Annotated in this window: 11 protein-coding genes; 8 read left to right on the forward strand and 3 right to left on the reverse strand. The window is 73.0% G+C overall.

The window, feature by feature from the left end:
• Positions 1-28: 28 nt before the first annotated feature.
• Positions 29-997: an aminoglycoside phosphotransferase family protein gene (locus tag AB4030_RS09645; protein ID WP_442278994.1), complete on the reverse strand. Its 969-nt coding sequence runs from the start codon at positions 995-997 to the stop codon at positions 29-31.
• A complete protein-coding gene (locus AB4030_RS09650; protein WP_442278995.1) occupies positions 994-2,001 on the reverse strand; it encodes a hypothetical protein in 1,008 nt (335 codons plus the stop codon). The genes AB4030_RS09645 and AB4030_RS09650 overlap by 4 nt, the downstream gene beginning before the upstream one ends.
• Before the next feature lie 132 nt (positions 2,002-2,133).
• On the opposite strand from AB4030_RS09650, the gene rimP reads away from it, so the two are divergent.
• The 8 genes from rimP (at position 2,134) to rodA (ending at position 11,218) form a co-directional block, all read left to right on the forward strand.
• Positions 2,134-2,778: a ribosome maturation factor RimP gene (gene rimP / locus AB4030_RS09655; protein WP_442278996.1), complete on the forward strand. Its 645-nt coding sequence runs from the start codon at positions 2,134-2,136 to the stop codon at positions 2,776-2,778.
• Positions 2,778-3,833 carry a transcription termination factor NusA gene (gene nusA / locus AB4030_RS09660; RefSeq protein WP_442278997.1) on the forward strand — a complete coding sequence of 352 codons (1,056 nt, stop codon included), beginning with the start codon at positions 2,778-2,780 and terminating at the stop codon, positions 3,831-3,833. Before rimP ends, nusA begins: the two co-directional genes overlap by 1 nt.
• A 104-nt stretch (positions 3,834-3,937) precedes the next feature.
• The gene (locus AB4030_RS09665) at positions 3,938-4,198 is read left to right on the forward strand and encodes a YlxR family protein (RefSeq protein WP_442278998.1); all 261 of its coding nucleotides are present in this window, start codon (positions 3,938-3,940) and stop codon (positions 4,196-4,198) included.
• A gap of 179 nt (positions 4,199-4,377) precedes the next feature.
• Positions 4,378-7,323 carry a translation initiation factor IF-2 gene (gene infB / locus AB4030_RS09670; RefSeq protein WP_442278999.1) on the forward strand — a complete coding sequence of 982 codons (2,946 nt, stop codon included), beginning with the start codon at positions 4,378-4,380 and terminating at the stop codon, positions 7,321-7,323.
• A gap of 187 nt (positions 7,324-7,510) precedes the next feature.
• Entirely contained in the window at positions 7,511-8,017 is a 507-nt protein-coding gene (gene rbfA / locus AB4030_RS09675) for a 30S ribosome-binding factor RbfA (RefSeq protein WP_442279000.1), read from the forward strand.
• A complete protein-coding gene (gene truB, locus AB4030_RS09680; RefSeq protein WP_442279001.1) occupies positions 8,014-8,964 on the forward strand; it encodes a tRNA pseudouridine(55) synthase TruB in 951 nt (316 codons plus the stop codon). Before rbfA ends, truB begins: the two co-directional genes overlap by 4 nt.
• A gap of 56 nt (positions 8,965-9,020) precedes the next feature.
• Positions 9,021-9,992, forward strand: a complete 972-nt coding sequence (locus tag AB4030_RS09685; RefSeq protein WP_442279002.1) for a bifunctional riboflavin kinase/FAD synthetase — start codon at positions 9,021-9,023, stop codon at positions 9,990-9,992.
• Positions 9,956-11,218, forward strand: a complete 1,263-nt coding sequence (rodA, locus tag AB4030_RS09690) for a rod shape-determining protein RodA (protein ID WP_442279003.1) — start codon at positions 9,956-9,958, stop codon at positions 11,216-11,218. Before AB4030_RS09685 ends, rodA begins: the two co-directional genes overlap by 37 nt.
• A gap of 130 nt (positions 11,219-11,348) precedes the next feature.
• Here the strand turns inward: rodA and AB4030_RS09695 are convergent, their stop codons facing one another.
• Complete coding sequence (locus AB4030_RS09695; RefSeq protein ID WP_442279004.1) at positions 11,349-13,070, reverse strand: DUF222 domain-containing protein; 1,722 nt, start codon at positions 13,068-13,070, stop codon at positions 11,349-11,351.
• Positions 13,071-13,197 lie beyond the last annotated feature (127 nt).

A 13,197-nucleotide genomic window follows, 5' to 3' on the forward strand; every position in this document is an offset into this window, starting at 1 on the left:
TCGCGAAGGGGACGGCACCCCTGACACGTCAGTCGTTCATCGCCTTGATGATCGTCACGGCGAGACTGATCCGGTCGTGCGCCCACGCCTCGTCGGCCGGCCCGTCGGACAGCCTCCCGGCGGCCTCGAGCGCGTTGTCGGCCTCGCGGACGATCGTCCACGCCCGGGCCCGCCCCTCGTCGAGGCCGGCGCGTTCGCAGATGATCTCGAGCCGCCGTCGCAGCGACCACCTCACCTCCGAACCGGTGCCGAGCTCGTCGGCGCGGTTCCACAGGGCCGGAGCCACCTCGAAGGCCGGGTCGCCCACCATCGGCTTGGGGTCGATGGCGAGCCAGGGGGAGCGGTAGGCGGCGAGCACGTTCGTGTAGTGCAGGTCGGTGTGCAGCAGGCGGTCCTCGGTCGACGCCCGCTCGGCGAGCTCGCCGGCGAGGGACGCCGCCTGGTCGAGGTAGCGCCGCGGCAGGACCGCCGGAGCCGCCCGCAGCTCCTCCGCCTGCCGGAGGGCGTATGCCGCGAGGCTGGGAACGCGGGGATGGGCCGGTCGCTCGAGCCGCGCCAGCAGGTCGCCGATGACGGTGCACGCGTCGTCGATGTCGACCCGGCTCAGGTCGCGGGTGTGCAGCCGCTCGAGCAGCAGGGCGAACCGCGAGGGGTCGGCCCGCACGAGGCGCACCGCCCCGTGACCGTTCCACGTCTGCAGCGCGAGGTGCTCCGTGGCGGCCTCCGGGTGCGGCCAGGTGATCTTGAGGATGCCCTCACCGCTCACCCCGACGAGGTCGCGGCCGGTGCCGAGCAGCCGGACCGGGATGGCGACGGCACACACGCCGCTCGAGCTGCGGCCGATGGGCTCGAGCTCCCACTCCGCGAGCAGGTCCCGGATGAGGCCCGGCAGGGCGTCGATCCAGTCGTCGCCCGACTCGTAGCCGTCGGGCTCGTAGCTGCTGACGGCGTGCGCGAAGTGCGCGGGGATGAGGTCGTACATCGGGTCGTAGCTCATCGTTTCGCTCCAGGGAAGGCGGTCAGGGGCACGTGCCAGTCCACGGCGAGTGCCTGGAGGTGCGCGCTCCAGCGCGCGACGTCCTCGAGGGTGGCTGCATCGGGACCGGAGCCCGCGAGCTCGGTCCCGGCCTCCACCGCCGACGAGAGGGTCTGGGCCGCGAGCCGTCGGGCGGCGTCCGGGGTGGTCACCGGGTAGGGCAGGGCCCACCCGGCAGGCGTCGTCGAGCTCGAACCCGAGACCGCGACCTCGAGCCGCACGAGCGCGGCGAGCGTCCGCTCGGCGGCCCGGCGCTGCTCACCCGCGCTCTGGGCGGCGACCACCTCGAAGGCATAGACGAGCGGCTGGGTGCGCGCGACGATCGCGGGCCTGGCGCTGCTGGGCGAGGCCGTCGCGACGTCGCGACCCAGCAGCACCGCCGCTGCCAGCTGCTGGGACCAGGCGGCGGCCAGCAGCTCGCGGGTGCTCGCAACGGCGGTGGTCAGGGTGGCCCAGTCAGCGGGTCCGAGCGAGTCGAGCACGGCGGCCAGTGCCAGGGGGGTCCGCACGGGGGCGTCCGGCGACGAGGTGCTCCCCGAGCCCGTCGGTGCGGGCGTCCCCGTAGACGCGTGTGTCGACGGGGACGGCCCCGCAGCGACCGCGGCATCGATGACGCTGGTCGGTACGCCGGCGTTCGTCAGCCGACCGCGGAGCACGCGCAGCTGGTCCTGGCTCACCGTGCGCAGTCGCTGGACCAGGGCCGTCTCCTTCCCGCCAGCGAGGACCGAGGTCTCGGCCTCGACGACGCGGTCCAGGGCGCCCACGGCCCGGAGGAGCAGCGCCTCGTCGGGCGCAGGTCGTCGTGTCGGCACCGGCGGCGGAGGTGGCGGGACGTCGATGCGCAAGCCGTGGTCGACGAGCACGGCGACGGCGGCGGCGCCCAGCCCGAGCGCGAAGAGACGGCGCGGCGGACGACCCATACCGTCCGTCACCCGTGCCCCGAGCCCACGGGTGTCGCCGTCCATGCCGAGATCTTCGCACGCAGGCGGCGGTCGGCGACCACCCGCCGGCGCCGATAGAGTGGTGGGCACGCGGTTGCTCGTCCCCCCTCGGGGCGTCGGCTCCGGACATTCGAGAAGAGCAGGAGGCGTCGACTGATGAGCACGGCCCAGGAGATCAGAGCGACCCTCGAGCCGGTGCTCACGCCCCTCGGGCTCGTCGTCGAGGACGTCTCCGTCTCTCCCGCAGGCAAGCGGCGCCTCGTGCGCGTGCTCGTCGACTCCGACATCAGCAGCCTCGACGTCGCCGACACGTCGAGCACCGTCCCCCCGTTGTCGCTCGACGCGGTCGCGGACGCGACCCGCGCGGTGAGCGACGAGCTCGATGCCAGTGACGTCATGGGCGCGGCGCCCTACGTCCTCGAGGTCTCCTCGCCGGGGGTGGGTCGACCGCTCGCCTCCCGCGACCAGCTCCGCCGCCAGGTGGGTCGCCTCGTCGAGGTCGTCCACCAGGGTGGCACCGACACGGGACGGCTCACCGAGGTGGGCTCGGACGCCATCACCCTCGAGATCCCGGCCACGAAGAAGACCGCCGCACGAACCGTGACCCTCGACCTCGACACCGTGCAGCGCGGCACCGTGCAGGTCGAGTTCACCCGGCCCGCAGCCGCAGACGCCCCCGAGGCCGCCGGCGACGACACCCCTGAAGACACCTCCGAAGAGATCTTCGAAGACCTCCCTGACGACAGCCTTGCCGACCTCGACGACCCGGACGAGACGTCCGCCCTGGAAAAGGACCACTGATGGACATCGACCTCGCAGCCCTGCGCGCCCTCGAACGAGAACGCGACATCAGCCTCGACGTGCTCATCCCGGCCATCGAGCAGGCGCTGCTCGTGGCCTACCACCGCACCGACGGCAGCCAGCGCATCGCCCGCGTCGAGCTCGACCGCAAGACCGGTCACGTCATCGTGTGGGCGCGCGAGGAGGGTGACCTGCTCCCGGTGACCGAGGAGGGGGAGCGCCCCCAGCGCGGCGAGCCCGGTCCCGAGTTCGACGACACCCCAGTGGGCTTCGGCCGCATCGCCGCCTCGACGGCCCGCCAGGTCATCGTCCAGCGGCTGCGCGACCTCGAGGACGAGGCGATCCTCGGAGACTTCAAGGGTCGCGAGGGCGACGTCATCTCGGGCATCATCCAGCAGAGCCAGGACCCCCGGAACGTCCTCGTCGACTTCGGCACGGTCGAGGGCATCCTGCCCCTCGCCGAGCAGGTGCCGGGCGAGCGCTACGTCCACGGCGAGCGGCTGCGGTGCTTCGTCGTCAGCGTCAAGCGGGGGCCGAAGGGCCCGCAGGTCGGCCTCAGCCGCACCCACCCCAACCTGGTGCGCACCCTGTTCAAGTTCGAGGTGCCCGAGATCGCCGACGGCACGGTCGAGATCGCGGCCCTCGCCCGAGAGGCCGGCCACCGCACCAAGATCGCGGTCCACAGCAAGGTCGCCGGGGTCAACGCCAAGGGCGCGTGCATCGGCCCGATGGGCGCTCGCGTGCGTGCGGTCATGACCGAGCTGCGCGGAGAGAAGATCGACATCGTCGACTACGCCGACGACCCGGCGACGTTCGTCGCGGCCGCGCTGTCCCCGGCCCGGGTGCAGTCGGTCGAGATCGTCGACGCGGCGGCCCGGACGGCCCGCGTCGTCGTGCCCGACTACCAGCTCAGCCTCGCGATCGGCAAGGAGGGGCAGAACGCCCGCCTCGCCGCCAAGCTGACCGGGTGGCGGATCGACATCCGTCCCGACACCGACGCGGGTGCAGGCCCCGCCTCCCGCCGCGGCGTCGAGGCCGCCACCGAGGACCGCTGAGCGCAGAGGTGGCGGCACCCCGTGGAGCGGGGAGCCGCCCGGACGCGGTAGACTTGTCTGTGGCCGACCGGACTGGACTCCGTGCTGAGCCGTCCCGCACCTGTGTGGGATGTCGAGGAACGGATAGCTGGTCGGCACTGCTGCGAGTGGTCGCGGCGACGGACGGAGACGGCTGGGGCACCCCCCCGGTCACGCTCTGCCCCGACCTTCGACACCGGATGCCGGGACGCGGTGCATGGTTGCACCCGACCCCCGGCTGCTTCGAGCTGGCAGTGCGCCGCAAGGCGTTCGGACGTGCCCTGCGCCTGCAGGTGGCGGTCGACGTGAGCGCGGTGGCACGACACCTCGGGCTCCAGCACGAGTAGCACGCACCGGTGCAGCCTCCAGACGGGGTTGCGCCAGATCAGTCAGAGATCAGTCAACGAACCACAAGGCGGGTTGAAACGCTATGAGCACCCGATGAGTACTCAGCGATGAGCAAGCCCCAGCAATAACCCACGGTTCGGCCACTTCCTGTTCAGGCCGGACCAGGAACAGGAGAGATGTGGCTAAGGTCCGGGTCTACGAGCTCGCCAAGGAGCTCGGAGTCGAGAGCAAGACACTGCTCGCGCACTTGAAGAGCCAGGGAGAGTTCGTCCGGTCGGCATCGTCGACCATCGAGCCCCCCGTCGTCCGCAAGATCATCGAGACCTTCCCTCGGGAAGGCTCCTCCGGCGGCGACAAGAAGCCGGCGGCCCCCAAGGCCGCCCCCACCGGCGCGGTTCCCAGCGCGCCCCAGAAGGCTGCTCCGGCGCCGTCGGCCCCCGCGCCGGCCGCTCCCGCAGCCGCTGCGCCGTCGGCCCCTGCGCCGGCTGCTCCTGCAGCACCTGCCGCTCGCGAGGCCGCTCCGGCGCCCGCCAAGGCAGCTCCTGCACCCGCCGCCCCGGCCCCGAAGGCCCCGGCACCGGCCGCACCGGCTCCCGCCGCGCCGGCTCCCGCCGCGCCTTCCGCGCCTGCGGCGTCGGCTCCTGCCCGGGTGCAGTCCAGTCGTGACGAAGGCAAGCAGACCTCCGGCGTCCCGGCCTCCCCGCGACCGGCTCCCCGCCCGGGTCAGCCGCGTCCGGGCAACAACCCCTTCGCGCCGAGCCAGGGCATGGGCCAGTCCCGTCCGCCGCGTCCCGGTGGCGACGCCGGCCCGCGTCCGGGCAACAACCCGTTCAGCCCCAGCCAGGGCATGCCCCGTCCGCAGCAGCGTCCGGGCGGCCAGGGTGGTCCGGGCGGGCAGCGTCCCGGTGCTCCCGGCGGCGCCCCGCGCCCCGGTGCCGCCGCTGGCGGCCGTCCCGGTGCACCCGGTGGCGCCCCGCGTCCCGGTGGTACGCGTCCCAGCCCCGGCATGATGCCGGAGCGCAGCACCGTCGGCCGACCGGGCCAGCGCCCGGCCGGTGGCCCYGGCCGTGGTGGCCCTGGTGGCGGCGGCGGCCGGGGCGGCTTCGGCGGTGGCCCCGGTGGCGCCCCCGGTGGTCCCGCCCGCGGTGGCTTCGGTGGTCCCCGCGGTGGCGGTGCTGGTCGTGGCTCGACGGCTGGTGCCTTCGGACGCGGCGGCGGTCGCCCCGTGCGAGGCCGCAAGTCCAAGCGCGCGAAGCGCCAGGAGTTCGAGCAGATGCAGGCCCCGAGCCTGGGTGGCGTCACCGTCCCCCGTGGTGACGGCAAGACGACCATCCGTGTGCGTCGCGGCTCCTCGCTGACCGACTTCGCCGACAAGATCAACGCCAACCCCGCGTCGCTCGTCACCGTGCTCTTCCACCTCGGTGAGATGGCCACGGCGACGCAGTCGCTCGACGAGGACACCTTCAAGGTGCTCGGCGCCGAGCTCGGCTACGACATCCAGGTCGTCTCCCCGGAGGAGGAGGAGAAGGAGCTCTTCGACTCCTTCAACATCGACCTCGAGACCGGTATCGAGGGCGAGGAGGACGAGGACCTCGAGGCCCGTCCCCCGGTCGTCACGGTCGTGGGTCACGTCGACCACGGAAAGACCCGCCTCCTCGACGCGATCCGCAACGAGGACGTCGTCGCAGGCGAGGCCGGTGGCATCACCCAGCACATCGGTGCCTACCAGGTCCACCGCGAGCACGAGGGCGTGGAGCGCGCGATCACCTTCATCGACACCCCGGGTCACGAGGCGTTCACCGCCATGCGTGCCCGTGGTGCCAAGGTGACCGACATCGCGATCCTCGTCGTCGCCGCCGACGACGGCGTCATGCCGCAGACCATCGAGGCGCTAAACCACATGCAGGCCGCCGACGTGCCGATCGTCGTCGCCGTCAACAAGATCGACGTCGAGGGTGCCAACCCGGCCAAGGTGCGCCAGCAGCTGACCGAGTACAACCTCGTCGCCGAGGAGTACGGCGGCGAGACGATGTTCGTCGACGTCTCGGCCCGTCAGGGTCAGAACATCGACGGTCTCCTCGAGGCGGTCCTCCTCACGGCGGACGCCGCCCTCGACCTCCGGGCCAACCCGGACAAGGAGGCTCGCGGTGTCGCGATCGAGGCCAACCTCGACCGTGGCCGCGGTGCCACGGCCACGGTTCTCGTCCAGACCGGAACGCTGCACGTCGGTGACTCCATCGTCGCCGGCTCGGCCTACGGTCGCGTTCGCGCCATGCTCGACGAGCACGGCCAGAACGTCGACGAGGCGGGTCCGTCCCGCCCGGTGCAGGTGCTCGGACTCAGCTCGGTGCCGCGCGCCGGCGACACGTTCGTCGTGGCGCCGGACGACCGCACGGCCCGCCAGATCGCCGAGCGGCGTGAGGCAGCCGACCGCCAGGCCGTGCTCGCCAAGTCCCGCAAGCGCATCTCGCTCGAGGACCTCAACGAGGCCCTCGCGGCGGGCAAGGTCGAGACCCTCAACCTCATCCTCAAGGGTGACGTGTCGGGCTCGGTCGAGGCGCTCGAGGACGCGCTGCTCAAGATCGACGTCGGCGACGACGTGGACCTGCGCATCATCGACCGCGGTGTCGGCGCGATCACGATGAACAACATCAACCTCGCGATGGCCTCCAACGCGGTCATCATCGGCTACAACGTCCGGGCCGAGGGCCAGAACGCCGACTACGCCGAGCGCGAGGGCGTCGAGATCCGCTACTACTCGGTGATCTACCAGGCCATCGACGAGGTCGAGGCGGCGCTCAAGGGCATGCTCAAGCCGGAGTTCGAAGAGGTCGAGCTCGGCACGGCCGAGATCCGCGAGATCTTCCGTTCGAGCAAGTTCGGCAACATCGCCGGATCGATCGTGCGCAGCGGCGAGATCAAGCGTGGCTCCAAGGCCCGCATCACCCGCAACGGTGTCGTCGTGTCCGAGAACGTCGAGGTGGCCGGTCTGCGCCGCTTCAAGGACGACGTCACGGAGGTCCGCGACGGCTTCGAGTGCGGTATCAACCTCGGGTCGTACAACGACCTGCAGCTCGGTGACCTCATCGCCACCTACGAGATGCGCGAGAAGCCGCGCGCCTGAGCGCGGTTGGACCGACGGCGCCGGCCCCCACGGGGGTCGGCGCCGTCGCCGTCCGCAGGGGTCCCCACCCGACCTGCGGACGCCGGGCCGGGTATGCCGTGTGCGCCCGCCCCACTACTAGGGTGGTCACCACGTCGGCCCGGCTCGGACCGGACCGACCGCACGACACACGAAAGCAGAGGTAGTCATGGCTGACCCCGCCCGCGCCCGCAAGATCGCCGACCGGATCAAGGTCATCGTCGCCGAGTACCTCGAGTTCCGGCTCAAGGACGAACGCCTCGGGTTCGTCACCATCACCGACGCCCGCGTCACGGGCGACCTGCAGCAGGCGTCGGTCTTCTACACCGTCTTCGGCAGCAACGAGGACCGTCAGGCCACCGCCGACGTGCTCGAGGCCAACAAGGGCCGCATCCGCTCGGCGGTCGGCAAGGGCATCGGGATCCGCCTCACGCCGTCGATCGAGTTCATCGCCGACGCGCTGCCCGAGGGGGCGGCGCACCTCGAGGACCTCGTGGCGCAGACGCGCGCCCGTGACGAGGAGCTGGCCCGGGCCGCGGCGAACGCCAAGCCCGCGGGCGAGGCCGACCCGTACCGCAAGCCCGTCGACCGCTCCGAGGGCAGCGACGACGCCGACAGCGCCCGGGACGACGCCGAGGACAACGCCGAGGTGGACGCGGACGTCGACGCGCGATGACGGAGCGCTCGAGTGGCCTGCTCGTCATCGACAAGCCGGCCGGCTGGACGAGCCATGACGTCGTGGCTCGGGCGCGCCGCCTGTGTGGGACGCGCCGCGTCGGCCACGCCGGCACGCTCGACCCGATGGCGACGGGGGTGCTGGTGCTCGGCGTCGAGCGGGGCACCAAGCTCTTGACCTTCCTCGTGGGCTGCGACAAGTCGTATGCCGCGACGATCCGCCTGGGCATGGCGACCCTCACCGACGACGCCGAGGGGGAGACGACCGAGGCGCGCGGCGTCGATGACGTGCCGGCGCTGGAGGCCGCCCTGCCGGCCGCCATTGCGGCACTCACCGGTGACATCGAGCAGGTGCCGAGCGCCGTCAGCGCGATCAAGGTCAAGGGCGTGCGCAGCTACACGCGCGTGCGCCAGGGCGACGCGGTGGACCTCCCGGCGCGCCCGGTGACGGTGAGCCGGTTCGACGTCCTCTCGGTGCGTCCGGGCACCGCGACGCCCGAGGTCGGTCCCGCCATCGACGTCGTCGACGTCGTGGTCGAGCTCGACGTGTCGTCGGGCACCTACGTGCGCGCCCTCGCTCGCGACCTCGGCGCCGCCCTCGGCGTCGGGGGGCACCTGACCGCGCTCCGACGCACGCGCGTGGGCCGGTTCCGGATCGGCGACGCCGCGTCGCTCGACGACCTCACGGCCACGTCCGAGGCGGACGGGTCGGACGGCATACCCCTGATCCCGATCGCGGAGGCGGCTCGGGCGCAGCTGCCCGTGCACGAGGTCTCGACGGAGGAGGCCACCGCGCTCGGCTACGGTCAGCGCATCCCGAGCGTCGTGGCGGGCGCAGCTGCCGTCGCTGCCATCGACCCCCACGGACGCCTGGTGGCCGTGCTCGACGAGACGCGGTCGACGGCGCGCGCCAAGGTGGTCTTCGCCGCGTCCGGGGCGGGGGTCTGAGCCACGTGCCCGAGCCCTCGGACGTCCGCTCCTGCGCGCCCACTACAGTGGTCGCCGTGCAGCGCTGGTACGGACTCGACGACATCCCGGCCGACCTCGGGCCCACCGTCGTCACCCTCGGAAACTTCGACGGGGTGCACCGCGGGCACCGCGAGGTCCTGACGCGCGTCGTGCGCGAGGCCGCCCAGCGGGACGCCCTTCCCGTCGCCGTGACCTTCGAACCGCACCCGATCGCGGTCCTCTACCCCGACCGGGCGCCGGCGGCGGTCATGTCGCTCGACCAGCGTCTCGACGCCCTCGACTCGGTGGGCCTCGCGGCGGTCCTCGTCCTCGAGTTCACCCGTGAGTTCGCCCAGCAGACGCCGGAGGAGTTCGTCCACGGCACCTTCGTCGAGGCCTTGGGGGCGTGCGCAGTCGTCGTCGGCAAGGACACCCGTTTCGGCGTGCGCAACTCCGGCGACGTCGACACCCTGCGGGAGCTGGGGGCCACGCACGGCTTCGAGGTCATCGCTCTCGAGGACATCGGCGAGGGGGCCAGCGATGGTGCTCGCTGGAGCTCGACGCAGCTGCGGGCGGAGCTGCTCGCCGGCAACACTGACCACGCCGCCCAGATCCTTGGCCGTCCGCACCGCGTCACCGGCACCGTCGTGCACGGGGACCACCGCGGCCGTGAGCTCGGCTACCCGACGGCGAATCTCTCCCAGGACCACGAGGGTCTCGTGCCCGCCGACGGGGTGTATGCCGGGTGGCTCGTCCGCCTCGACCTCGACGAGGGTGCCCCGGACCGCGCCCTGCCGGCCGCCGTGTCGGTCGGGTCCAACCCGACGTTCGACGGCCACCAGCGCCGGGTCGAGGCCTACGTCCTCGACCGCACCGACCTCGACCTCTACGGTGAGCGCGTCGCGGTGGAGTTCGTCTCGCACCTGCGGCCCACCCTGAAGTTCGAGACGATCGACGCGCTGGTGGAGCAGATGGCGCAGGACGTGGCGCGGTGTCGCGAGATCCTGTCGGCGATCGTCCCGTCCTAGCGCGCCCCCTCCCGCGGCCCGCTCGCGTCGTGGGGCGCCCCGGCGCCGCCCGCGGCGGGCGTCGCGTCCGATCGTCGTGGGTGCAGCTCGACCTCGGCCTGCTCATCGGGGCGCTCGGGCTCTCCGTCGTCGGCGTCGTGCTCGTCTGGTCGGCCACCCGGGCGGCGTCCGGTGGCACGGCGGCGCTCAAGCAGCTCGTGGCGCTCTGCGTCGGCCTGGCCTGTGCAGCGGCCGTGACCCGCCTCGACGTGCGAACGGTGCGCGCGGCGGCCCCGGTCGGGTACGTGCTCGCCGTCCTCGGCCTCGCGGCCGTCGTCTCACCGCTCGGGTCGACCGTCAACGGGTCCCGGTCCTGGATCCGGGTGCCGGGCGGCATGAGCCTGCAGCCGTCGGAGCTGATGAAGGTGGCTCTCGCCGTCGGACTCGCCATGCTCCTCGCGGAGCGTGCCGAGCGTGGGCTGCGCCAGCGGCACCGCGACGTCGTGCTCGCGTGGGTCGCGGCCGGCATACCCATCGTGCTGGTCCTGGCCCAGCCCGACCTCGGCTCGGCGCTGGTGCTCGTGGCCATGGCGGTCGTCATCATCGCTGCAGCTGGGGCACCGGGGCTGTGGACGGCGGCGGTGCTCGTGGCGGGGGCCGCCGCCGTGGCGGCGGCCTTCCTCACGCCGGTGCTCTCGGGCTACCAGCGCAACCGGCTGCGGGCCTTCCTCGACCCGTCGCTCGACCCGCAGGGCATCGGCTACCAGACCCGTCAGGTGCGCATCGCCATCGGTTCCGGCGGCCTCGGCGGCCAAGGCCTCTTCGAGGGGCGCCAGACCCAGGGCGGGTTCATCCCGTTCCAGGAGACCGACTTCGTCTTCTCCGTCGCGGGGGAGGAGCTCGGCTTCCTCGGCGCCGCCGGGATCGTCGTGCTCATCGCCTTCATCGTCGTGCGCTGCGTCGTCGTGGCGCGCCGGGCGGACGCGTTCGGCCGGCTCGTCGCGATCGGCGTCGCCGTGTGGATGGGCGTGCAGGCGTTCGAGAACATCGGGATGAACCTCGGGCTCATGCCCGTCACCGGTCTCCCGCTGCCGTTCGTGTCGAGCGGAGGGTCCTCGCTCATCGCCTCGTGGGTCGCCGTCGGCCTCGTCGGCAACGTCGCGTCGGGGTCGCACCGGGACGGGCGCGCGCGCTCGGGTCCGATGTCCACCCCGGCCATCCGGACCCGGGGTGGGCTCCACGGCTAGGCCGGGTCTCCCCGCTCTCGCGGCCAGGTGATGGTCGAAGCCGGCACGACGCCGAGCGCGATCCCGGTGTCATGGCCGGTGCCACGGCCGGTGCCACGGCCGGTGCCACGGCCGGTGCCACGGCCCGGGGTCACGGCCCGGGGTCGGCACAGGGGGCGGCGCTTCGACGGGCCGCGGGATCCAGGTCTCCCGTCGGGTGGCCTCGGCTGCGCCAGTCACGTCTCCACTGCTGCCAGGTGTGCCAGCTGACGCGGGCGCCGGTGACGGTTGCGGTGAGGCCGTGACGGTGGACGTGGAGGTGGTGGCGCCGGCAGAGCAGTGCGAGGTTCTCGAGGCTGGTGGGGCCGCCGTCGATCCAGTGGGTGACGTGGTGCGCGTCGGTCCAGGCCGCGGGCACGGTGCAGCCGGGGAAGCTGCAGCCCTTGTCGCGCAGGACCAGTGCGGTGCGGATGGCGGGGGTGACGAGCCGGTGGCGGCGTCCGACGTCGAGCGGTTCGCCCTGTGTGCCGAGGACGGCGGCGATCAGCGAGGCGTCGCAGGCGAGCCGGCGCACGGTCGTCGGGGAGAGCACATCGCCCGAGGCCGACACCCCGAACAGCGCCCCGGGACCGCATTCAGGACCCGATTCGGGACGTGACCCTGGGGCTGCCCCGGATCGACGGCCGCACCCGGTGGAGCCGACGCCCGGCGTGCGGTCGGAGGCGGTGAGTGTGCGGGCGAGCGTGTCGTAGTCGATGGTCACGACGATCTTGGCCTTGTCGGTGCTCGGCTGCTCGCCGGGGGCGGCCACGCCGCGGCCGATGATCTCGACGAGGGCATCGAGCCGGCGCTGGTGCGCCGGGCGGGGGTCGGGCTCGATCGTGGCGCCGGTGTCCTCGTCGACCAGCGGTCGTGGCGCTGCGAGGGGGTCGATGGCGCCCTGGACGATCGCGGCGTTCTCTGGGTCGAGCACGCCCTTGAGGTTGACCATGCCGGTCCTGTTGGGTCGGGAGAACCAGAGGCCGCGGGCGCCGCGGCGAGCGTCGTCGAGCTCGTCGAGGTCCTTGGGCGGCCGGAGCTGGTCGGCGTGCAGCCGGCAGGCGCGGGCCAGCTCCTCCGGACGCAGCTTCGCCGCCTGCCCGATGAGGTGCTCCAGGGCGTGGTGCAGCTCGCTCGGGTCGGCCACCGGGTCGAGACGCTGACCGAGGTCAATGATCTGGGCGGCGTTGCCCACCGGGACCGAGCCGGCGAGCACGTCGTCAACCAGCGCCTGGTGCAGCGCGCGTCGCGCGGCGGCCGTCGCGTCGTCGAACGGGCTCGGCGCCTGCCCGGCGGCGGCAGCCCGGGCGACCGTCACGACCGACCTGGCCGTGGCCGCGGTCAGCGACGGGTCGAGCGAGCGGAGCCAGTCGATGCGGGACAGACCATCGGGCGAGTCGACGCCGCGGGCCTCGAGCTCGGTGACGACCCGCACCAGCAGCAGGTCACGGGCCTGCGACAGCCGGGCGAGGGCCCCGACGGTGTCGAGCAGGTCACCCTCGCGGCAGAACGACAACGGCGCCTGCCATGCCCGGGCGATCTGGCTGGCGACGTCCAGGCTCGACGACAGCCGGGCATCGACGTTCTCCCACACGACCCCGTCCGCATCCACCGCCGTCGCGAGCGGTGCCGGCTCGGACCATACGTGCTCCGCCTGCCCCTCACTGGCACCGGCACGACCCCCACCATCACCGAGGCCATGACCGGCACGGACGGACGCCGCCCACGCCGCCCACGCCGCATCCGCCACCCCGCCAGCCGCGCGCTGCCGCGCCTCGAGATCACTCAGGCGTGATCTGAGCTCCTCGAGCGTGATGGCGGTGCCGGCTTCCATAGGAGAACGCTACGGCCGACCACCGACACCGCTCGGACCCCAATCCGCTCTGTCCACAGCCGGATCCAGACACCGGCCCCTTCACCACCCAGCTGTGGACGACGCCCGCCCGGCCGAGCCGGACGGC

Origin of the sequence: Terrabacter sp. 2YAF2, assembly GCF_052114705.1 — a bacterium.
Classification (GTDB): domain Bacteria; phylum Actinomycetota; class Actinomycetes; order Actinomycetales; family Dermatophilaceae; genus Terrabacter.